The following is a 23141-nucleotide window of genomic DNA, read 5'->3' as shown; positions in this document are numbered from 1 at the left end:
ACAAGTAGAGAGCCTCTGGCAGCCGCTTCGCTGCCAGAGGATTTTTTTCCTTCTCTGGCGGATTATTTGCTATGATGGACCATAACGAATAAATCCGCGCGAAAAGGACGGTGAAGATTATCGTACCGCACGAATATGCTCCCTCCCATGAAGCCAATATCTATACACTCGTCATAAGTTATGGCCTGATGCTGATCGCGGCAGTTATTGCATGGGTGACCGGTCGCAAATCTCGCGCGACGGAGCCGTTGTTTTTCTTGAAGCTGCTCGGCTATGTGTTTCTGTCGGTGTTTACTTTCCGCATCGATCACTTCGCATTGCCGCTCGGCTTGTTGATCGCATATATGATGATGCGGCGAACGCAGCACAATCGTCCGGTTAAACAAACGGCAATACTGTTCGGCGGCATGCTGTTTCTGTTCAGCTTCTACCCGCTGGCGGAACGGCTTGACGAGCTGGTAGACCCGCCGCATAAGATATCCACTTACTTGAATCGTAACCTTGATCCGACGAAGCAAGGCTTTAATATGACGGTGCTGGACTACGACAATAAGGTGCGGGCTTTACTTGTGGAGAAGGAGCCAGAAAGTGTGGAGTTGTACAAGGAGCTTGCTGCTTCAAGCTCAATCGAGTCCGGGTTCGGGATCGTTCCTATGCTGTCGGAACCGAACATCACCATCGAGCTCAGGCAGAGTCATAAGCAAGCTCGATTCAGCGAGCTGCAGCTGCAGTTTGACCGAGAAGGCCGCTACTTCACCTTATACAACGGCGGAAATATATATAATTTTGAAAGTACGGAACAATTTCGGAAGCTGTTCAAGCAGAAAGTGAAACCTCTCGTCGAGCCGCAAGCCTCTGTAACAACAGACCGCAGTTCCCTTAAAGGGGATAGCGGTCTTTTTTTTCGTGGCATAGCTGGTGCGCCTGGCGCGAACAACATCTCCATCGACCAGCTCCGAAGCTGGAAGGATGCCGGGCTTCGCATGGTGCTTGCGCATTTCTTCTTCCCGCAGCTGAACATCCCATACGTCATCGTGGACAATTTAACCGGAGGTTATTTGGCGACCGAGCATCTAGTCTCACTGGGTCACCGGCGGATCGGCATCATCGTAACCGGCAACTCGCTTATCGATATTAATCAGGAATTCTCGCTGCGGCTTCAAGGTTACAAGCTTGCGCTTACGCAGCACGGCATTGCTTTTGACGAGTCGCTAGTCTCCGTTATGGCAGGCAACGAGGAGCTGGAGGAGATGGGCTACGAAGGCACGAAGCAGCTGCTTGCGCTGCCGGATAAGCCGACGGCTATCTTCGCAACCAGTGATTATAAGGCGTTCGGAGCGATCCGGGCAGGGAAAGAGCAAGGCATTGCGATTCCTGGGCAGCTGAGCATCGTCGGCTATGATAATGTCGTGCAAAGCCGCTATACGTCTCCGGCGCTGACAACCGTTAACCAGAATACGGAGCGGATGGGCAAGCGGGCTGTTGAGTTACTGCTGCGACCGTGGAGTGAGAAGGACATGCAGGAGCATTGGGTGAAGGAAGAGATTGTGCCGAAGCTGCTCGTACGAAATAGCACGACTGTTGTCGGAATAACGGTATAAAAGTATACATTTTGTTAAAATGCTTATTTACTGCGGTTCATGCCCGCGCTGCGTTCGCGGGCAGACGAATTTGTGCGATCGCCGGCAGATTATCGGCATCCACAGGCCAGGCGCTTACGCGGAGAGGATCGCGGCCCCGGCCTCGCAGGTGACGCGCATCCCGGATTCGCTCTCCTATAAGCGCCGCCTTAACGGAGCGGCTTGCCTGTTCGCTGCGCGCTGCGCGAAGAGCGATGGCGACCGTGCCGCTCGGCAACGTCGCGGTCATCGGCGCTGGCGCAATCGGCTTGCTGTGCGGTTTCACCGCGCGCCTGCTCGGCGCGAACCATGTCTACTTGCTGGATAATAATCCTCTCCAGGTGGCGCAGGTGGCTGCGCTTGGCTTCGATGGAGCGGTTGACAGCACGAGCGAGTCGTCGATCGCCGCGATGAAGGCGGCGACGCGAGGCAAGGGCATCGATATCGTGATCGATGCCGCAGGCTTTACCGTCACGCGCGCGCTGGCCAAAGCGATCGTGAACAGCGGCGGCACGATTATGAATATCGGTCTCGGCCATGCGGAAACGCCGCTGCCGATCAACGATATGATCCGCAGCGAGACGAATGTGCTCGGCTCGTTCTGCTACACGCCGCAGGATTTCGCCGATGCGCTGCAGCTGCTGACTGCGGGCAAAGTGACCGAGGAGGGCTGGACGATAGAACGTCCCCTCGAAGAAGGACCGCTTAGCTTCCAGCGTCTGGTGCGGGCTGAAATTCAGCAAGGGAAGATTATTCTCGCTGTCTAGTTAATGAACGTGCAAAGGGGCTGTACCTCCAGTAGGTACAGCCCCTTATCCATGTTTCTGGCAACCGTTAGCGTGCACGCTGCAGCTAGATTTAGCTGGCAGCTAGCTATCCTTCATCTTCACCAGAAACGCCGATATCGCGTAATGCGCAGCTCCGCGCACGGCGGACTTGTCGCCAAGCTCCGCATACAGAATCCGCAGCTGTCCGCGGTGATACGCCAGTGCGCGTCTTTCGACGCTCTCGGCGATCGATTCGCGAATCCAAGCTTCGGCGCGTCTCATCCGGTTGCCGATAATGACGACGTCCGGATTGAAGATGTTGACGATGTTCGCGATCCCTACCCCGATCCATTCGCCAATTCCCTTGAACAAGGCGATGACATCCGCATTGCCTTTCTCGGCTGCCTCCAGCAAGCTGTCCAAGTCGTCGAAGCCAAGCGACGCAGCCTGCGCCTGAGCAAGCAGCGCATTCTCCGAAGCATACAGCTCCCAGCAGCCATGATTGCCGCATCGGCAAGGCTTGCCGCCGGCTTCGATGGACAGATGGCCGAGCTCGCCGGAGAAGCCGGATGCCCCTTTATACAGCTCCTTGTCAAGAATGATGCCGCTGCCGATACCGATGCCGATACTAACATAGATTTGTGTCGCGATGCCCCGGCCCGCCCCGTATTTCTGCTCGCCTTGAGCACCGGCATTCGCTTCGTTGTCGATCATTACCGGAACGCCGAACTGTTCCTCGATCATGGCGCGCAGCGGCACGTCCGACCACGACAGGTTCGGCGCGAACAGAATCGTCCCCTCGTCGTTGATGATGCCTGGCACGCCGATTCCGATACCGACCAATCCGTACGGGCTGGTCGGTATCGCGGTTTTCAGCCCTTCGATGCAGGCGATGAGCTGATTGATAACTTTATCCTGCTGCTGAGTATGGAGCGGCAGCGTCCGTTCTACGATGACCTTCCCCTCGAGATCGGTAAGGATGCCGCGAATATAATTGACGCCGAGATCGATGCCGACCGCATAGCCCGCTCTAGCATGGAACAATAGCATGTTGGGCTTGCGCCCGCCGCTCGATTCACCAGGACCGATATCGATGACGAGATGGCGGTCAATCAAATCCTGAACCAAGCTGGATACCGTCGCTTTATTCAGTCCAGTGAGCTCCGAAATTTGCGCGCGTGAGAGAGGCGCGTGACGCAGCACCGCCTCCAACACGATGGCTGTATTGATTTTTTTGACTAGCGTCAGATCTCCTGTCTTCTTAATCGCCATGCCACTACTTCCCCCGAATCCGCCTCTTGCGATGATTTGGAAACGATTTTACCACGAGGAAGTGGAACTTGCATCTTTTTATTCCTCTTCGTCAAAGACGCGGACAGTCCAGATGTTCGACAGTGATGTGCCGCTGACCGTTGTTGTACCGGCTGTGAACGTAAAGCTGGCATTCGCTTGATTATCCAGCTTGCCGCCCGGCGGCTCCTCCTTCAGCCTCGCTTTGAACGACACGGTTGTATAGGCACCGGCTGCGATGGTGCCAATCGGAATGCCGGCAGCACCTGGCGAAGCATCGACCAGACGTTCACCATTCACCCAGACACTGCCAGATACGAACACCGCTTCGCCCGGCAGTGGGTCGCGGAGCACGACATTTTGTGCTGGATATGGGGTTGGGTTACGCACGATCACATTGTACGTGATGGTATCACGGACGTTGACGGATAAGGAGCTTGAAGACTTCTCGATTAGGAGCCCTACAACGTTGACAGTCTGACTTGCTTCAACTGGTGCCGTTTCATTCGACGTGATGACAGCGGTATTCACAATCTGTGAGCCTGGCTGTGCATCCGTCGGAATGCTGAACCAGAGCTGACCGATCTCGCTTGCCCCTGGCACCAACTCCTCCAGATGGAATCTTAGCGGTCCATCGACCAGAAGTATGTTATGCAGCGTGAGGTTACCGGAGTTAATAAAAAACAAAGTCATGTCAAGCTGCTGGCCCGGCAGTCCGATCGGCGGCAGCAATTTGGTAAGACTGAGCCGAGGATCAGGCAGGACGAGGACGGAGCTGCTTGTTGTCGATGGCGGCGTCTCGCTCGAATTGGCTGTGACGACGTTAGTGATGAAGCTGTCGGCAGGCGTCCTTGCCGGAACGGTATATTCCGCTACGAGAGTGAAGGACTCGCCGACATCCAGTGTCGTTACCGTCTCGGAAATAGAGAGCAGAGGATCGCTAAGCTCCACATTCGTCAACACGGTATTCGAGGTGTTCGTAACGGTAGTTTCGAACGTGATGACTGCACCTGGCAGCGCTTCGGCCGGAGTGGCCGTTTTGAGGACATCAATTGAGTAGACCGGCAAGATCGTCAAGTTCGTCGTCGCGGAGGCGGGATCGGACTGATCGGAGGTTGCGACGACGGTGTTGAACACCCTCGCACCGGCAGTAAGTCCGGATGATGGAACCTCAAACGGCACATCCATCGTGAAGGTGTTCTGCGGGTTCAGAAGTGTGACCGTTTGGTTGAGACCGAGCAGGGAATCCGTTAGATGAATGTTCGTCAACGGCTCGTTTCCGGTATTCGTGACGATGATCGTATAGTTGACCGTCTCGCCAGGGAAGGCCGTCGACTGGCTCTCTATCTTCCGCACCGTGAGGGCAGGCGCTGGCGTTACTGTCACAGATGCCTCTGACGAGGCTGGCAATGTCTGATCGCTCGTCACCGTCACCGCATTCGTAATGACGGTGCCTGCTGGCGTTTCCGGCGGAATCGTGTAGTCAACCACAATCGTCCTGGATAAACCTGCCGGTACGAGCGGTGCCTGGATGAACAAGCCGAGCAGCTCATCAACAATCACAACATTCGTCAGCGTAATTCCCGAGGTGTTGACTGCTTCGATGGTGAAGACAACCGTCTCGCCAGGAGCGGCGAAGCTTGGCGTTACCGTTTTCTCAAGGAATATGCTCGCCGGTGTATCGACGCTGATCGAAGCGGATGCCGTGACAGGAGTCGGCACCTGATCCGCGGTGGCGGACGCCGTATTCGTAATGATCGTGCCAGGCGGCAGGGCAGGCACGACGAACGGCACAACCAGCGATTGGCTGGCGCCGATGGCAAGCTCGGGAATGACAGTAGAGAAGCCTAGCGCGGCATCGGTTACCACTACGTTCGTTAACGGCACGTTGCCCGCGTTTTGCACCGTAATGGTGTAATTGACGATATCGCCTGGCGAGGCTGTCACCGGATCCGCGGTTTTCGTGATCGCCAGGGCTGGCACGTCGTTTACCGTCACGCTTACGCTGGCCTGCTGCGTCTCGCCGAGCGCTGCCACAGTTACGGTGTTCGTGATGACCGTTCCGCCAGGCGTCCCTGCAGGTATGACGTATGTTGCACTCAACGTATACAAGCTGTTGGGAGGCAGTTCGGCGACGGTTTCGCTTACGCCGATGACCGGATCGTTAATTTGAATATTGGTCACGAGGCCGGACGAAGCGTTGTACACGAGTATGGTGTAGAAAATCGTCTCGCCAGGGCTCGCCGTTAACGTGCTGACGAGCTTCTGGACCTTGATTTCACCGGGCGGAATCGGCACAACGACAACAGATGCACTAGCGGAATGGTCTCCGGTCTCGGCTGTGCTCGCGGTAATTGTATTGGTGTAGGTCGTTCCCGGAACGGCGTCCGCGGGAATGGTGAACGGCAGCATGCAGGTTTGGACGCCTCCTGGCTGGAGCTCGGCAATCACGGTTTGGAAGCCCAGGAACGGGTCGCTGACGGTTACGTTAAAGAGCGTTGTATTGCCTGTATTGGCGACTTCGAGCGTAAATTCGACGGTCTGCCCTGGCAGTGCCGTTGCGAAGTTAACGGTCTTGGCAACAGCCAGATCGAAGAAGCCTTCGGTTGTGATCGAAGCATCGGCCGATATCGGCGGCGTCTGGTCGGAAGATACGGTTGCGACGTTGGTGAATACGGTACCCGCAATTGTGCCTGGCGGAATCGTGAAATCGGCTTCTATGATTCTCGAATCACCGGCTTCGAGCGAATCAAACGTATAGTCGACGAAGAAGAAAGGATCGACCAGATGGACATTCGTCAATGTGATGGCAGACGTATTGACCAGCGTGATGGTGAAGGTTACCGTTTCTCCCGGCAGAGCCGTCGCATCGCTTACCGACTTCGTTAGCGTAAGTGTCGGCGGGGTGCCCACTGTAACATAAGCATCGGCCGATACCGGTGTTGGCGTCTCCGCCGAAACGGCAGTTGCTATGTTGTGAACGATTGTTCCAGGCGGCAGAGCCGGAATGTTCGAAGGGACGTCGAAGCTGGATTGCCCGCCAATCGGGATGCTCGGAATGGTCGTATCAACGCCAAGGAGCGGGTCTTGCACGCGCACCGCAGTGAGCGGTGTGTTGCCTGTGTTGACCACGGTGAAGGTGTAGGTAATCGGAGTTCCTGGCAGGCCGCTGGTTGGCGTGACCGTCTTATTCAATGCGAGTGATGGCGCTGAGCCGATAACGACTTGAACGGAAGCTGATTGCGGCTGTGTCTGATCGGAATCGGCGGTTACCGTGTTGATCAGCAGCGAGCCAGCCGGCATACCGGCCGGTATGGTGTAAGGGATATCGAAGATTACCGAGCCTTCTGCTTCAAGGACCGGAATCGTCTCGTTCAGCAGCAGCAGCGGATCGGTGATAACGACGTTCGTCAGTATGGTATTGGAAGTATTCGTGACGACAATGGAGAACAGTACCGTTTCACCCGGCAGTGCCGTCGTAGGGTCGACTGTTTTCAGGACCGACAAGCTGAAGACAGCCGCGACGCTCACTTCGGCCGTAGCCGTAGCAGTCGACGTCTGGTCCGTCGTGACAAGCGCAGTGTTGAATAGCTTCGTGCCCGCAGGGGTACCGAGCGGAATGACGAACGGGACGACGGCCAGATGCTGTACGCCAATAGGCAGAACTGGGATCGTTTCAGAATAGGACAGCTCCGGATCGCTAATCGTGACGTTCGTCAACGGAATATTGCCTGTATTGGTGACCACGATGGTGTATTCCACAACAGAGCCGGGGGGGACGAGCTGCGCGCTCGGTGTTTTCGTGATCGTTACCATCGGTGCCGGCGTGATGAGCACGTTCGTGCTTGCCGTTTCCGTACCCAGCGTGGATACGAGTGTTGCCGTGTTATGGATGACCGCGCCTGCAGGGGTTAACGGCGGTACCGTGTACATGCCGTTAAAGACGACCGAGGTTTGCGGATCCAGCTTGGTAATAGTCTGAGACAGCTGAAGCAGCGGATCTGTCAGTGTCAGATTGAATAACGTTGTCGCTTTGGATGTATTGGTGACCGTGATCGTATAGAATATCGTTTGCCCAGGGATCGCAGTGGCGGTATCGGCTTCTTTGGACAAGGTAACGGAGGGAGTTTCGGTAATGAATACAGAGGCGGAATCCGTTAACGGCGCAGACAGGTTGCTGGCAGTCACTGTGGCGGTATTGACGAAATTGCTGCCGATCGGAGCATTGGCCGGTATCGTAAAAGGCACTTGCAGCAGCTGTCCGCCTGTAAACGAAGGGAACGTCATATCGATGCCGAGCGTCGGGTCGACCAGGCGAACGTTGTTCAGCGTGGCGAATGGCGGAATATCGACGGTGAAGGTGTAGATCACTCCATCCCCGGGCATAGCTTCCGAAGGCTGAACAGACTTGTGAAAATCGGCGATGATGGTTCCTTGTTCGATCGTGATTGTGACGGATGCCGATTGTGGAGGGGTTAAGCTGCTTTGCGCCGTTACGGTATTCTGATAGCTGCTGCCCGGAGGGCCTTGTTGAATTTCGGACTGAATGGTGAACTGCATCGATTTCCCGGCAGGGAGCTGAGGGATCGTCTGCTGGAAGTTTAGCAGAGGGTCATTGACCTGGATGTTCGACAAGGTGCCGATGCCTGAGTTCGTTACGGTGATCACATAAGTGAGCGGCGTTCCTGGAAGGCCCGTGACGGAGCTTCCGCCATTGACCGTCTTCGCAAGCGTAAGCCTCGGCGTGCAGGCTACTTCCGGCAAACAACCGGTGAACGGCACGTTATGCTCTTCGATGGAGCCGGTCGTATTGGCGAGCGAGGCAGCGACAAGCGTGCCGTCGATGTTGCCATAGCCGGAAGCGCTCCAAGCTGCAAAAGGTGCGAGCACGGAGCCTTTGATCGATAGATTGAGGTTGAACGCGTTCGTCGCTTGGAAGAAGTTCCACAGAATAAGCGCACCATGGGCCGGCGTTGACTGACCTCCGTTTCTGAAGATGGCATAGCTGCCGAACCCGACGCTTGTGCCAGTAATGTTGATGAGTATCGTGGAGTTAAGCGGGGCAACGATATTAATGCCATTCGCAGAGGTGAGCGACACGCCAGAGCCGGCTACATTGTTCCCGTTAATCGTGAATATGTTCAGTGCAGAACTGCTCCCGGTCAGTGTGATTTGGCCAAAATTAACTTGAGCAGTTCCGTTTGGACTGAGGCTGCCCCATGAGGTAGATGCGCAAGTCAAGTATTGGCGAGCGGCTGCGAAGTCGACAGGCGTACCCCGGAGAGGCTGGCCAGTTACATGGTTATTGTTCGTCATGGTGTATTTTATAATTGTTCCAGTAGGGCTGATGACGCTATTGCCGGAGAAGTTCGTGCCGCTTGTAATATCCATAGAATCACCGACAATCAGATCCGCTCTTGTCTGCGAGACGGGCAGTGCTGAACCAATTCCGTAGCTGTCATAGGTTGCTTTGCCGCCAACAGCGACACGCCCGCCCGAGTCAACGAACGATTGTTTATGATTGCCGAACACGAACACATTAAAATCGTTTGCTACGCCTAAGTTGCCGCAGGCCATAGTTGCTGTTCGCCTCCTGAATGAGTGTCGAAATAAGCTACATACAAGGTATGCCTAGGTGTGTCTGCGAATGCTTGTATGCAAATAAAATTGGATGAAAAAACATACTTTGTTTAGTAGACAAACAAAGTTTCTTGATGCTACAATAGCTGTAAGAACGTTTACATTACTTTTTAGGAGGCTTTTCTTAAATGGCATATTTCAAGAACGTCGGCAAAATCGCATTCGAAGGCAAAGGCTCGGACAATCCGCTCGCATTCAAACATTACAACCCTAGCGAAGTCGTACTCGGCAAAACAATGGAAGAGCACCTGCGCTTCGCAGTTGCTTACTGGCATACATTCACTGGCGCTGGCTCCGATCCGTTCGGCGTAGGCACGGCTGTTCGCGGCTGGGACAGCGCTAACGAGATGGATCAAGCGAAGCACCGCGTAGAAGCGAACTTCGAATTCTTGAACAAGATCGGCATCCCTTACTACTGCTTCCACGACCGCGACATCGCACCAGAAGGCGATACGCTGGCTGAAACGAATAAGAACCTCGACGTTATCGTCGGCATGCTTGAAGAGAACATGAAAGCAACTGGCGCGAAGCTTCTCTGGAACACAGCGAACATGTTCACTAACCCGCGCTTCGTGCACGGTGCAGCAACGACTTGCAACGCAGACGTATACGCATACGTTGGTGCGCAATTGAAGAAGAGCCTTGAAGTTGGTAAGCGCCTTGGCGCCGAAAACTATGTATTCTGGGGCGGCCGTGAAGGCTACGAAACGCTTCTGAACACAGACATGGGCCTTGAGCTTGATAACCTTGCTCGTTTGTTCGAAATGGCGATCGCTTACTCGAACGAAATCGGATTCGACGCTCAATTCCTGATCGAGCCGAAGCCGAAAGAGCCAACGAAGCACCAGTATGATTTTGACGCGGCTACTACGATTTCGTTCTTGCAGAAGTATGGCTTGAAAGACAAGTTCAAGCTGAACCTTGAAGCCAACCACGCTACGCTTGCAGGTCACACATTCGAGCACGAAATCCGCGTTGCGGCATTGAACGGCATGCTTGGCTCGCTTGATGCGAACCAAGGCGACCTGCTGCTCGGCTGGGATACAGATGAATTCCCTACAGACCTGACTTCGACAACACTTACCATGTATGAAGTGCTCAAAGCCGGCGGTATCGGCCGCGGCGGTATCAACTTCGACGCGAAAGTACGCCGTGGCTCGTTCGAAGACCAAGACTTGTTCCTCGCTCACATCGCAGGTATGGACACTTATGCTTGGGGCTTGAAAGCGGCTGCGAAGCTGATCGAAGAGAAAGTGCTCGACAACATCGTTGACAACCGTTACCGCAGCTTCCGCGACGGCATCGGCGCAGAGATCGTTGCTGGCCGCGCTACACTGGCATCCCTTGAGCAATATGCATTGCAAAACAACGTCATCAAGAACGAGTCCGGCCGTCAAGAGCGGATTAAATTGATGCTGAACGAAATCATCTACAGCGTATAGGAGGCTAATCCCGCATGTCCTACGTCATCGGTATTGACCTCGGTACCAGCGCGGTAAAGGTGCTGCTTCTTGATCGAAGCGGCACTGTGGCCGCTGAGGCATCGCGCGACTACCCGCTTTATCATGAACATTCCGGCTGGAGCGAGCAAACGCCGGAAGATTGGGTTACAGGCACGATCGGCGCGCTTCGCGAGCTGGTCCTGAACGCAGACGTTCCAGCTGACGCGATCGAAGGCATCAGCTTCTCCGGTCAAATGCACGGACTTGTGCTGCTCGATGCAGCAGGCAAGCCAGTGCGCAGAGCAATGCTGTGGAACGACACGCGCACGACGGCGGAATGCCGCGAGATCGAATCGCTTGTCGGCCAAGAGCAATTGCTCACTGTAACGCGTAATCCGGCGCTGGAAGGCTTCACGCTGCCGAAGATTCTGTGGGTGCGTAAGCACGAGCCGGAAGTCTTCGCCCAAGCTGTTTCGTTCCTGCTGCCGAAGGATTATGTGCGTTACCGCCTGACAGGCGCGCTTCATATGGATTACTCCGATGCGGCAGGCACGCTGTTGCTTGACGTAGCGGGCAAACGCTGGAGCAGCGAAGTGCTGAACGCAGTGAATCTGCCTGCATCGTTCTGCCCGCCGCTTGTCGAATCGCACGAGCTTACGGGCACGTTGCTGCCAGAGCAAGCAGCGGCTTGCGGTCTAAGCGCAGACACGAAAGTGTTCGCAGGCGGCGCGGACAATGCATGCGGCGCGATCGGTTCGGGCATTCTGCAAGAAGGGCTGACGATGTGCAGCATCGGCACGTCAGGCGTTATCCTGTCCTATGAGCAAGGAAGCGGCAATGACTTCCGTGGGAAAGTCCATTTCTTCAACCACGGCAAAGAAAATGCGTTCTACGCGATGGGCGTAACGCTCGCTGCAGGCTACAGCCTCAGCTGGTTCAAGAATACGTTCGCGAAGGGCGAGTCTTACGATGAGCTGCTTCAAGGCGCAGGCGATGTGTTGCCAGGCTCGAACGGCCTATTGTTCACACCGTATCTCGTAGGCGAGCGCACACCGCATGCGGATTCCGTTATTCGCGGCAGCTTCATCGGCATCGACGGCTCGCATGAGCGGATTCATTTTGCACGAGCGGTTATGGAAGGCATTACGTTCTCGCTGAATGAATCTGTCGATATGTTCCGTCAAGCAGGCAAGACCGTCGACACGATCATCTCGATCGGCGGCGGCGCGCAAAATCCGGTGTGGCTGCAGATGCAAGCTGATATCTTCAATGCAGACGTGGTTGCGCTTGAGAACGAGCAAGGCCCAGGCCTTGGCGCAGCAATGCTCGCAGCCTATGGCTGCGGCTGGTTCGAAAGTCTCGACGCTTGCGCGGAGCTGTTCGTGAAGCGCTCCTCGGTTTACAAGCCGAATCCGGCTGCCGTGGATGCATACGCAGGCCTATTCCGGATTTATCAGGATATTTATGCACAAACGCGCGGCATGAATGCAGCGCTTCAGCCGTACCGCAAATAAAACGCTTCTATTAATAAAGCGCAGCAATCCGCTGACTTTCGTCTATAACGGGAGTCAGCGGATTTTTTGTTATTTATGCGACTATTTAATTATTTAAACTTCTGTTAAGAGATGGTAAAATGGACGAGTTAATATGTCGATAGCACTAGATTGGAAGAAGTTACAAGCGGGATTTGCCCGGATGGATGCTGTATCTGGGGACTATTCCAAAGTATACTAGTGTTGGACTATATTACTAGATTATTGCAATCTACATAATCGATGGCAGAGGCGGAGATCCATAAGATGAAGAAAAAATTGAAGCTAAACAACAAGCCTAACTCGCAACTTAACTCGATGAATGTGAAGCTCAAATGGACGGTTGGCGCCAAGCTGATGGTGTCGTTTATAAGCGTTCTCCTGCTGCTCGTCGCTAATGGTGCCATTAGTACTACGATGATGTTCAAGCTGAACGATAATTCGAAGGTCATCGCCGACAGATGGCTGGCCGGCGTAGAAACGATCAATAATATCAACTATATGGCAGACCACGTGCTGTCCACGCAGTACAAGCTTCTCATTGAACAGAACGACAATTTGAAGAAGCAGTATAAGGCGGACGCAGATGCAACGATTCAGAAAGTAAACGACAGCTTTGCTTCCTATAAATCGATTATTACCGATACGGATTCCGAGGATTCTAACCTGCTCGCGAATCTCGAAGAAGCTTGGAAGACGTATGAGGCGACATATAATAAGACGATTGAGCTTTCCAAGCAGAACCTGTCCGTCGACCAGGTTTCCAGCTTCATGAAGCAGTCCGAGAAGTCGTACATGGCGATTCAGGCGAATATCGACTACCTCGTTCGCAATAATCATAGCGGTGCAGAGGATGCGAAGCAGGAAAACCTTGATCTTAGCAAGCAAGCAACACAATGGATTCTCATTGCGCTAGCGGCTGGCGTCGTACTCGTCGTGCTGCTGACCTGGTACGTACGCAATGCAATTTCGAAGCCGATTAAGCAAGCGGCCAAGGTCGTCAACGAAGTGGCGGACGGCAATCTGCTCGTCACGATGCCGAAGATTCGCAACAAGGACGAGATTGGCGCGTTGTTCGCATCGCTTAGCCTCATGATCGGCCAGCTGCAGACGGCGATGCGCGGCGTGCAGGAAGCGTCCGCAAGCATTGCTTCTTCTTCGCAGCAGATGCTCGCGATTTCGGAGCAGAATGCAAGCGCGTCGCAGCAAGCGGCGGAATCGGTATCGCAGATGGCTGAGGGCACGGAAGTGACGCTTCAGCGCTTCGAGGAAGTGAGCAAGACGACGCAGGATTTGGGCGAAGGCATCAACCGTATCGCGGAGTCCACTTCGGTCGTAGCAAGCTTGTCGGCGGATGCGAGCCGTGAAGCGGCTGTCGGTCTCGATGCCGTGAAGCAGGCGATGGTGAAGATGACCGGCATTTATGAAACCGTTCAGAAGACGGTGGAACAAGTCAACCAGCTCGAGCTGCATACGCGCAATATCGGCATGATCTCGAAGCTGATCGGCGAAGTGTCCAAGCATACGAACTTGCTTGCGCTTAACGCTGCGATTGAAGCAGCGCGTGCAGGCGAGCATGGCCGCGGCTTCGCAGTCGTTGCCGATGAAGTGCGCAAGCTTGCGCAGCAGACGTCCGAGGCAGTTGATGAGATTGATAGCGTGGTCAAGCAAGTAACGGACGATACACTCGTCGCGGTACAGTCCATGCACGCTACAGCAGTTGAAGCGGAAGAAGGGCTTCGCAGCGTCCGTGAAGCAGGCGAATCATTCGCAGGCATCGCCGCCGCATCGGAGCGGGTATCCGGCCAGGTGCAGGAGGTTGCTGCAGCTTCGGAACAGATGGCAGCAGGTTCGGAGCAGGTCATTGGCGCAATGAAGCGTCTGAAGGAAATCGCAAGAGACAGCTCGGAGACAGCGATGACGGTAGCGGCGACGTCCGAGGAGCAGACGGCATCTGCGGAGCAGATTGCATTGTCCTCGCGCTCGCTCAGCGAAATTGCGCAAGGCATGAACGAAGTCGCTTCGAAATTCAAACTATAAGTTATCGTTATAAAAACAACCTCCAACCCACTTGGAAAGAAAGTGGAATTGGAGGTTGTTTTGTTTTGGCTTCATGATGGCATGTCTTGATTGTCTGAAATGGTGTCTTAGAACGATGGCTTATGCTTCAAACTATAGCGGACCCCAGATATCATCTGGCGATACGCCGAGCTGTTCCGCAATGAGATGGGCGGTGAGCCGCTGCGGTTTTTTGATTTTGCCATTGCGGATGTTGGAGATCGTCGTTAACGAGATTTGTGTACTCTCCGCGAGCTTCGTCACCGTCATGTTCCGCTTCAGCATAAGCAAGCGCAGCTTGAAGGACGGGTCGCTCGTCTCATCCTGACTGTACTCTTCCATGGCGATCTTCATTTTCTTAGAAGGCTTGCCGGCCTCAGTCTGCTCGATCGCTTCGACCGTTAGAATGAGAATGGCGAAACAGCGGAATGTACCGTCTGCATAGAAGAAAGGCTTAATAAGTGCATAAGCGTTATACTGGTCTTCAAATAGCTGCAGCTTAAACGTAAGCGGCCGCGGAGCTGTATCGCCCCGGCTGCGGAGCGTGCTTAAGAATGCTCGAACGCGATCGCGATCACAGTCAGCGACGAATCTCTGGCCTGGCACCATGGAAATTGTCTGTCTGTCAAAGGGCATCGGTTCATGGTAGCTTCGCATCGAAGTAATGGAGCCTGTACTTGTCAAGATAAGTGACATCTCAATTCGCTGTTGGAGAAGAAAGTCATGAATCCACTTATGTTCCGAGCGGTCCTTGAGTGTAAGCAGATAATAGCTTTCATTCGCGTACCGAAGCGTCTTCAAATGTATCTCAGCGAATATATGGAAATCGCCCGGCATGACTAAGTCAAATTCAGCTTGCACTTCAGGCTTTCTGCCTGAAATGGTGACGCACATCCGGTCAATTAAAGGCCAAAAATCATTCGAAGCACTGTCAGGCATGTCCATCAGTTTACTGCCAATGAGATCTTCCTGCTTAAATCCTGTTGCATGGCAAAATGATTTTGTGCAATCATGAATGTATCTTGTGTTCTGCTGCTCGCGGATAATCAATATCGCATTTGCAGTATTTGCGAACATATCAACCATCATTGTGCATCGCACCCCTGCATGTGTTGTATGCCTATTATAACATATATTTATGTAAAGTGAGTGAAGTTAACATGATGCTCCATGTGACAAATGGCGACAGCACAGCGCAGCTTCTGCAAAAGTCCAGCATTTCTGGAACAATATTGCCTTGGCGCGAGAGCTGGATCGACGGTCCTGCCGCGCTGGATTGGTGGGAGGAGCAGGCTCAGCAAGCTCGTGCCGAATGGTTCGAGCGAGAGCTCGGCGTCCCTCAATTTCTGTATATTGAGCAGTGCAAGTCGCAGCAAAGCCAGCTCACGCAAGCCGTGATGGGCGGCGAAGAAATCGTTCTGTGGTTCGAGTATGATCTCTTCGATCAGGCGATGCTGGCAGCACTGCTTTATTGGTTCTCTAAAGCATTTGAATCTATTCCGCTGAACCTATCCTGGATTGTCGCGACCGAGGTGCCTGGCGTTGCGGATTTCCGCGGCTTAGGCCAGCTAAGTCCGGAGCAGGTGGCAGCGTTCTGGCCGCAGCGCAGGGAGGTCGCGACCGATGAGCAGGCTGCGGCAGCGCGTGCTTGGGCAGCTTATTCAGCTGCAGCTGATGCTTCCGATATTGACGGCCGCGAGGCGATCACGCATTGGCTCCGGCTAGACGGGGAGAAGCTGCCGGTGATGGCGGAGGCGCTTGCCTTCCAGCTGAAACGGCTGCCTTCTGAAGCGGATAGCCTCGGCATCGTGGAGCGGCTGACGCTGCAGGAGCTTGAGTCGGCGCTGAATGTTTCGCCTGACGCGGATGGCGTGACGCCGGATAAGCTGTTCGGCGCGGTCTCGTCGGCGCTGCCGATGCTAGGCATGGGGGACCTGTCGTACTGGTCCATGCTGAATGCAATGGCTGCCGGCGATGATCCTCTTATCCAAGTTAGCGGTGATAGGCCGCTGCCTGGCTTTGCTGCCGCGCATCCGATTAATTGGAAGCAATGGGCGATCCGGCTTGCACCAAGGGGGCAGAGATTGCTGGATTAAATTATCGTGAGTCGGGCATTCTAGCTAAGAATGGATGATTTTAGCAACCACAGAGGATGGATGTGCACGATATGCAGGATACAGCGTTATTGTTTCAGTTCGGGGATGCGAATGCAGCGCAGCTCGCAAGCTCGACATTGCAAGAGCTCGGCTATGATCCCGTTATTCAGCAAGGATCAAGCGTACATATTCATATCGAAGGCAGCGATCTGACCTCGGCGCTCGAGATCGCCCAGTCACATGGCGGACAGTTGGCGGTGCAGTCCTCGATTCCGGATATTGAGCTGACGAATGATGCTTACAATATGGCGAACATTACGATCCCGGCGCATGTCGTGAATGAGGATCTGGTCGCCCAAGACGAGACGCAGAGCGGTTACAAGAATTGGGATGATGATGCGCCGGCAGAGGATGACTACTTCCCTGACGACGGTTCGTACGGTTACTTCTCAGGCGACGTACATACGTAAGCAGAAAAAGCTGACAAGCGATACTCCATCGTCTGTCAGCTTTTCTTATTGAAGTGCGGCATTCGTGCCGGCTGTATAGCCTGTCGTGAATGCGGCCGTAATATTGTATCCGCCTGTATAGCCGTGTATATCGAGCACCTCGCCGCAGAAGTAGAGTCCTCGCTTCAGCTTCGATTCCATCGTCTTCGGATCGATTTCCTTCAAATTCACGCCGCCGCCAGTGACAAAAGCATCCTCCAGCTTCAGCGTCCCGTATGCGCGTAGAGGGAATGCCTTGATCAGCTTCGCAAGCCCAAGCCATGCTTGCTTCGGAATGTTGTCGTATGTCAGCTGCTCGTCGAGCTCCGAGGCTGCTAGCAGAAGGGGGATCAAGCGCTCCGGCAAGTAGCCCTTCAGCACGTTCTTGATCGACTTCTTATGCTCGGATTTGGTTAGCTGCAGCGATTCGGTATACACCTCGTCGGCGCTTTTGCCCGGGAAGAGGTCGATGGTCAGGAGGACATTGCCGCCGCCGGCTTGTTTCAGCTGCTTCACGACAAACTGGCTGCAGCGCAGCGCAATAGGGCCGGATACGCCGAAATGCGTGAAGATCATATCGCCTTCATGCGAAATGAGCTTCTTGCCCTTCGCATTCCAGACGGAGAGGCCTACATCGCGAAGCGACAAGCCTTGCAGCTCCTTGCTCGCGATGAACGGCTCGTTCACCGTAATCGGCACCTCGGTCGGGAACAGCTCCGTAATCGTATGCCCCGCTGCTTCCGCCCATGGATAGCCGTCGCCGGTCGAACCGGTATGCGGTACCGATTTGCCGCCGACAGCCACAATGACGCTTCGGCTGAAGATGACTTCGCCGGATGCGGTTGTGACACCTTGCACGCCGTCCTCGGTGAAGTTTACCTTTTTCACAGGTGTATTCACACGAATGTCGACGCCTTGCCTCCGCACCTGATTAATGAGGGCATCGACGACGGACTTCGCTTTGTCCGAGATCGGGAACATGCGGCCGTTATCTTCTTCCTTCAGTCGAATGCCAAGGTTCTCGAAGAAGGCAATAATGTCCTTGTTGCCGAAGTTTGCGAGCGAGCTGTGCAGGAACCGTCCGTTCCCTGGGATGTTCTTAATAAGCTCGTCGATGTCTTTGTTATTCGTTACGTTGCAGCGACCTCCGCCGGAAATGCCAAGCTTGCGGCCAAGCTTGTCGCCTTTATCCAGGAGCAGGACCTTTGCGCCATTCTTGCTGGCTGCAATGCCTGCCATTAAGCCTGCAGAGCCGCCGCCTATTATAATTACATCATATGTCATAGGTATTAACCCCCTATTGGTGCTTTTTGTAGAACGATGCAGACTGCCGCTACCTATCATACTATCCAGCAAATTCCCCGTCTACACGGCAATTGGAATGAAATCTTCTAACTCGCTACATTGTCAAATAGCGCCACCTGTGCTTTAATCGGGATAACAGGTAAAATTTGAACTAATAACTGGATATTTGGAAGGGTGGGATACTACTTTGTGTGGAAGCTAATGCTCCTGCAGATTCTTGTCGCATTATTGCCAGTCTTCGTCTTCCAGATCTGGTTTGACTACTCAAAGCCACGCAAAAACATCCTGCTCCTCATCACCTCGGTGTGCGCATCAAGTATGATTATGGCACTGTGTATTTGCTCGGAAGTGAAAGATTTTGATCTGGATTACCGCTATGTACCTATGATTATCGGCTCCTTGTATGGCGGTGTTGGCATAATGTTTACGCTAACCGGGATTTTCGCCGCATCGGAACTGTTCTTCATGCATGGCGACTGGGGGTTCATCGAGATTGGCGGCGCAATGCTCTTAATGCCTTTGATCTATAAGTATCATAAAGGCTTTCTGGATTTGTCGAAAAGGCGCAAGCATACCATAGTGCTTGGCATAACGGCAGGCATTCTTGTCATAAGGGCTTCCTCATTCATATATTACTATCATGTGGAGCATCCTCAGCTTACCACTTCCGAAATCACTCACCTCATTCTTCATGAGCTTGCTTACTTCTTAGTTATGTGGCTGTTTGTCGTATTCTCGGAAAGTCTGCTCCGCAGAGAGGTGATCGCTCACCAGCTCAAAGGAGTAACGAATAATTACCGCATCGAAGTGCAGAAGCTGCAGCAGTTTATCGACGAGACGCCGCTTGGCGTTATTTTCGTCGATTCAGACGGGGTCATTACTCATATTAACGAGATGGCGATTCATCTGCTGCGGGACAAGTTTGGCGGCAAATTGCGGCATGAGCTCCTGGGGCAGCATTTTACGATTATGTACGATCATATCGAGAAGGATGTGCTCGGGCGGATGCTGCATCAAGCACTCAATGGGCATAAGCTTTCGACGGAATATGTGGAGGAGCAGGGTAAAATCTACCTGAACTCCGGCATTTGCGTGCGCGATATTCAAAATAACGTCATTATCGGTGCGGCACTCATCGCGCATGATATTACCGAGCTTAATCGGCTGCGGGCGGAGCTTGGGCGGATGGAACGGCTTAGCCTCGTCGGACAGATGGCTGCCAGCATTACGCATGAGATTCGAAATCCGATGGCGGTTATCCGCGGCTTCGTTCAGCTGATGAAGGAACGCAGTCCGGGTGAACAGCATGAGTATTACCGGATCGTCATGGAAGAGCTGGACCGCGCGAACAGTATCATTAACGACTTCCTGTCACTTGCGCAGAACCGGATCGTCGAGAAGGAGAATTGCTCGCTGCACGAGATTATTAATGAAATTATGCCGCTCTTGATGGCGGATGCGAATATGCGGGGCCAATCGATCGAGCTGCATCTAGCTGAACGGATTCCTACTCTTATGCTGAATGAGAAAGAGATGAAGCAGCTGATATTGAATTTGGCGCGGAACGGAATGGAGGCTATGGACCAGCATGGTGTGCTCCGACTGGAAACGACGGCCTATCCGGATTATGTAGAGCTGTGCGTTACAGATAACGGCAGCGGCATTCCGTCGGAGCAGCTCGGTCGGCTGTTCGAGCCATTCTACACGACGAAGACGCGGGGAACCGGTCTTGGCCTGCCTCTGTGCCTTAGCATAGTAGAAGGTCATGGCGGCGAGATCGCGGTCGACTCGACGGAAGGGACGGGCACCACGTTCAAGGTAAAGTTTGATCGGACCCGGAATTACTATGGAGCAGCAACTCCGATTGCTGCTGGAGTGCATCTTGCATAGAGGGAGCGTGTGCGCTTGCCTGAAGTTATTGCACTTGGACCACTGCGGCTAGATGCCGTATTGCTTGCTGCTCTGATTGCTGGAGCTGCAGGGTTTCTAGCTTTTAAAATAAGACTCCGGAGGCTTGCAGGTTCGGAGCAGTCGGAGCAGTCAAAGCAGTCGAAGCAGGCGGAGCTTTGGGAGCGCCTCTATGTGAATACCGCGATAATAACGCTGCTTTGCTGGAAGCTGCTGTTTCTGCTGCGCGCTCCTTCCATGCTGTGGGAGCGACCAAGCTCCCTAGTGATTGTGCGCGGCAGTGGCTTCGATGCGTTAATCGGTCTAGCCGCCGCAATCATCTATGTCGCTTATGTGCGTTACCGTACGCGGATTGCTGGCTTGCTGATGCTCGATATGTGGCCTTTTGCCATACTTCCGGCTTGTCTCGTATGGACATTGCTGACGAATGTGCCGTATGGACTTGGTTATACGGTGCTGTATGCGATTCTGTATGTTGTTCTGCTGCGGGTTGATGCCGAAGCGGGGAGCGGCAGATTCGCTTCCATTGCGCTGCTGGGCTCTGGCATCGGCGGGCTTCTCGTAAGCTTGTTTGCCCCTTATCCGCCCGGTGTCGTGCCGAGTTTAACGTTTGGACTTACCTCGCTGCAGTGGCTTTTTATCGGGGCTGGCTTGGTCGGCTCGCTCTTGCCTGTGAAGGATAAGGAGACGGAGAGCCGCGCATACTAGCCTTGGAAGGGGGTGCCAGCAATGGTAAACAACAATCAAGGTTCGCGCGGGATTTCTGCAGAACAGAAGTCTCAGGCGAGCAAGAATCAGAGCGGCAATGGAAAAGCACCGGAGTCGGAAGGCTACGATAAGAAGTTAGACGGCCCCAATCGTCCTTCAATCTAAGGAGGTTAGACGGGGATGAGCGATCAAGATAAGATGGGCAGCGCTGATGATCCGGCGCTTGATCCGTATGAAATTAATTTCCTGCCGGGCTTTCGGCAGGGCCGCGGACCGAGCGCGCCATTCGTGAATGAATTCGGCGTGACGATCGGCGATCATCAATATGAGTCGCCGGAATCGCCTCTCAACCAGTGGTCGGAGGAGACTGATCCAGCTGTCATGGCAGGCGATCAGTGGGTCCATCCGTTCAAGGACATCGGCTTTCTGACGAGCGAGAACCGGGACTATTTTGAGCAGGGGATCGCGCCTCAGAGCGGCATCTTCACGCATCCCGATAAGAACGTCGCGACGGGGGTTGAGGATGGCGTTGATCCGGCGAAAGGTGAACAATCCGGTAATTGAGAGAGCAATCGGGCGATAGCCTGGTTGCTTTTTCTTTGCTTTCATTTTCAGCGAGCAGTATAATAGAAAGAAAATGAACTCATAAGGAGCGATTACACATGTCGATGTCTTTTGAACGATACATGCTTGATATGGTACAGCCGATGCGCGATGATCTTACACGTCTTGGAATTGAGGAGCTCCGCACGCCTGAGGATGTTGAGGCGAAGCTGCCGGGCGCGAAAGGAACTGCGCTTGTTGTTGTGAACTCCGTTTGCGGCTGTGCTGCAGGCCAATGCCGTCCAGGCGTGGCGCAAGCGCTGCAGAACGATCTTACACCAGACCACCTGTTCACGGTATTCGCAGGTCAAGATAAAGAAGCTACGGCAAAAGCGCGCGAATATTTCGCACCGTACCCGCCATCCTCGCCTTCCATCGCACTGATGAAGGATGGAGAGCTGGTACACTTCATCGAGCGCCATCAAATTGAGAACCGTTCAGCTGCCGATATCGCTGCAGATTTGACTTCTGCCTTTGAACGGTTTTGCCGTTAAGAGGTGAATTGCTTACGATGAGTCTACAAGGGGAAATCATCAAGCAATTAGGCGTGAAGAGCGAGATCGATCCGCAGGCGGAGATTCGCCGCCGGGTGGATTTCTTGAAAGAGTATGTGCTGAAGTCGGGCACGACCGGGCTGCTCATCGCCATTAGCGGCGGTGTGGACAGCGCGGTTGCTACTGGGCTTTGCAAGATCGCGACTGACGAATTGTCCGCTGAGACGGGCAGAGATTATATGACGCTTGGGGTGTTCCAGCCTTACGGCGAGCAAGTGGATATCGCAGACAGCTACGCGGTAGCGGATGCGCTTGGTTTGAAGCACCGCGTCGAGACGAACATTCAGGAAGCGGTCGATGAGATTGCGCTTGAGGCGGAGCATAGCCTGAAAGCAATCGGCATCTCGCGCCACCTGAGCCGCGGCGGCAAGGGCAACGTGAAAGCCCGCATGCGGATGGTGACGCAGTACGCGCTCGCGTTCGAGCTGAACCTGCTCGTTGTCGGCACCGACCATGCGTCCGAAGCCATTACCGGCTTCTACACGAAGTGGGGCGACGGCGCGGTTGACATCACGCCGCTCAGCACGCTGAACAAGCGGCAGGTTCGCCAGCTGGCAGCCGTGCTCGGCGTGCCGGAGACGGTCATCACGAAGGCGCCGACCGCTGGCCTCTGGGAGGGCCAGACCGACGAGACGGAGCTGGGCATCACGTACGATGAGAACAGCGACTACCTCGAAGGCAAGCAAGTAAGTGACGCCGCGCGTGAGAAGCTCGAAAAGCAGTTCGTGCGTACCGCGCACAAGCGGGACCCGATCCCTGGTATTTAAGATTTGGTGGTGAACCCCCTCCGGTGGATGGAGGGGGTTTTTGTTGTGTGCCACGCATGGCGATTAACTAGGCGGTGAAAGTCCGCTGTGGGGGCTTGTAGTTGCCAACCACTAGCCAAGAGCAAGGGTGTCCATTGTGAGGTGGAATCTGAAGGAAGCTGGAGGCAAAATTCCGACCCGAGGAACACGAATATCATCAGGCATAGGACACGGGACGAGTTTGCAACACATAACGAAGTCCAATTAACTACACGGACGTGCCAATGTAAATGATGCGGGTGCATGGAAGGAAAGTGAATCGTCTTACCGTGGGAGGTCTCATGGACGTGAGGAGATTCATTTCGAATTACGGTTGAAACAAGAT

The 23141-nt window shown here is 54.0% G+C and carries 18 protein-coding genes; 14 read left to right on the top strand and 4 right to left on the bottom strand.

Features of this window, described 5'->3' with window-relative positions:
- The first annotated feature begins 110 nt into the window (after nucleotides 1-110).
- The 3 genes from A8990_RS21550 to A8990_RS21540 are packed head-to-tail and all read left to right on the top strand — an operon-like array spanning nucleotide 111 to nucleotide 2386.
- Nucleotides 111-1601, top strand: coding sequence for a substrate-binding domain-containing protein (locus A8990_RS21550; protein WP_116191120.1), 1491 nt, complete (start codon nucleotides 111-113; stop codon nucleotides 1599-1601).
- 19 nt (nucleotides 1602-1620) lie between these two features.
- The gene (locus tag A8990_RS32810) at nucleotides 1621-1947 is read left to right on the top strand and encodes an alcohol dehydrogenase catalytic domain-containing protein (protein WP_116191119.1); all 327 of its coding nucleotides are present in this window, start codon (nucleotides 1621-1623) and stop codon (nucleotides 1945-1947) included.
- Entirely contained in the window at nucleotides 1835-2386 is a 552-nt protein-coding gene (locus A8990_RS21540; protein ID WP_116191118.1) for a zinc-binding dehydrogenase, read from the top strand. The genes A8990_RS32810 and A8990_RS21540 overlap by 113 nt, the downstream gene beginning before the upstream one ends.
- Nucleotides 2387-2488: 102 nt before the next feature.
- Here the strand turns inward: A8990_RS21540 and A8990_RS21535 are convergent, their stop codons facing one another.
- Both A8990_RS21535 and A8990_RS21530 read right to left on the bottom strand, forming a co-directional pair.
- Nucleotides 2489-3658: an ROK family protein gene (locus tag A8990_RS21535; protein ID WP_116191117.1), complete on the bottom strand. Its 1170-nt coding sequence runs from the start codon at nucleotides 3656-3658 to the stop codon at nucleotides 2489-2491.
- Between the two features lie 78 nt (nucleotides 3659-3736).
- Complete coding sequence (locus A8990_RS21530) at nucleotides 3737-9253, bottom strand: DUF7507 domain-containing protein (protein ID WP_116191116.1); 5517 nt, start codon at nucleotides 9251-9253, stop codon at nucleotides 3737-3739.
- Between the two features lie 191 nt (nucleotides 9254-9444).
- On the opposite strand from A8990_RS21530, the gene xylA reads away from it, so the two are divergent.
- The 3 genes from xylA (at nucleotide 9445) to A8990_RS21515 (ending at nucleotide 14330) form a co-directional block, all read left to right on the top strand.
- Entirely contained in the window at nucleotides 9445-10758 is a 1314-nt protein-coding gene (xylA, locus tag A8990_RS21525) for a xylose isomerase (RefSeq protein WP_116191115.1), read from the top strand.
- A 14-nt stretch (nucleotides 10759-10772) separates the two neighbouring features.
- On the top strand, nucleotides 10773-12272 hold the full coding sequence (gene xylB / locus A8990_RS21520) for a xylulokinase (protein ID WP_116191114.1): 1500 nt from the start codon (nucleotides 10773-10775) through the stop codon (nucleotides 12270-12272).
- A gap of 285 nt (nucleotides 12273-12557) precedes the next feature.
- Nucleotides 12558-14330 (top strand): methyl-accepting chemotaxis protein, encoded by a 1773-nt coding sequence (locus A8990_RS21515; protein WP_181909703.1) that lies wholly within the window; start codon nucleotides 12558-12560, stop codon nucleotides 14328-14330.
- Nucleotides 14331-14462: 132 nt separating this feature from the next.
- Here the strand turns inward: A8990_RS21515 and A8990_RS21510 are convergent, their stop codons facing one another.
- Entirely contained in the window at nucleotides 14463-15437 is a 975-nt protein-coding gene (locus A8990_RS21510) for a helix-turn-helix domain-containing protein (protein WP_116191112.1), read from the bottom strand.
- A 71-nt stretch (nucleotides 15438-15508) separates the two neighbouring features.
- On the opposite strand from A8990_RS21510, the gene A8990_RS21505 reads away from it, so the two are divergent.
- Nucleotides 15509-16444, top strand: coding sequence for a hypothetical protein (locus A8990_RS21505; protein WP_116191111.1), 936 nt, complete (start codon nucleotides 15509-15511; stop codon nucleotides 16442-16444).
- A gap of 71 nt (nucleotides 16445-16515) precedes the next feature.
- Nucleotides 16516-16914, top strand: coding sequence for a hypothetical protein (locus A8990_RS21500; RefSeq protein ID WP_116191110.1), 399 nt, complete (start codon nucleotides 16516-16518; stop codon nucleotides 16912-16914).
- Nucleotides 16915-16959: 45 nt separating this feature from the next.
- Here A8990_RS21500 and A8990_RS21495 read toward each other — a convergent pair whose 3' ends face one another.
- Nucleotides 16960-18216 (bottom strand): BaiN/RdsA family NAD(P)/FAD-dependent oxidoreductase, encoded by a 1257-nt coding sequence (locus tag A8990_RS21495; RefSeq protein ID WP_116191109.1) that lies wholly within the window; start codon nucleotides 18214-18216, stop codon nucleotides 16960-16962.
- Between the two features lie 210 nt (nucleotides 18217-18426).
- Here A8990_RS21495 and A8990_RS21490 point away from each other — a divergent pair, with 210 nt between their 5' ends.
- From A8990_RS21490 to nadE, 6 genes are all read left to right on the top strand, one after another.
- Nucleotides 18427-20127 (top strand): two-component system sensor histidine kinase NtrB, encoded by a 1701-nt coding sequence (locus A8990_RS21490; RefSeq protein WP_116191108.1) that lies wholly within the window; start codon nucleotides 18427-18429, stop codon nucleotides 20125-20127.
- Nucleotides 20128-20142: 15 nt separating this feature from the next.
- Nucleotides 20143-20853, top strand: coding sequence for a hypothetical protein (locus A8990_RS21485; RefSeq protein WP_116191107.1), 711 nt, complete (start codon nucleotides 20143-20145; stop codon nucleotides 20851-20853).
- Between the two features lie 21 nt (nucleotides 20854-20874).
- Nucleotides 20875-21018, top strand: coding sequence for a hypothetical protein (locus A8990_RS31650; protein ID WP_181909702.1), 144 nt, complete (start codon nucleotides 20875-20877; stop codon nucleotides 21016-21018).
- A 15-nt stretch (nucleotides 21019-21033) separates the two neighbouring features.
- A complete protein-coding gene (locus A8990_RS21480; protein ID WP_245996142.1) occupies nucleotides 21034-21417 on the top strand; it encodes a DUF3905 domain-containing protein in 384 nt (127 codons plus the stop codon).
- Nucleotides 21418-21515: 98 nt separating this feature from the next.
- Complete coding sequence (locus A8990_RS21475) at nucleotides 21516-21950, top strand: BrxA/BrxB family bacilliredoxin (RefSeq protein ID WP_116191106.1); 435 nt, start codon at nucleotides 21516-21518, stop codon at nucleotides 21948-21950.
- A 17-nt stretch (nucleotides 21951-21967) separates the two neighbouring features.
- A complete protein-coding gene (gene nadE / locus A8990_RS21470; RefSeq protein WP_116191105.1) occupies nucleotides 21968-22777 on the top strand; it encodes an ammonia-dependent NAD(+) synthetase in 810 nt (269 codons plus the stop codon).
- Nucleotides 22778-23141 lie beyond the last annotated feature (364 nt).

Source organism: Paenibacillus taihuensis (genome assembly GCF_003386535.1).
GTDB classification, from domain to species: Bacteria; Bacillota; Bacilli; order Paenibacillales; family Paenibacillaceae; genus Paenibacillus_Z; species Paenibacillus_Z taihuensis.
The sequence above is the reverse complement of the archived record's forward strand: the minus strand, read 5'-3'. Positions and strand labels throughout refer to the sequence as shown.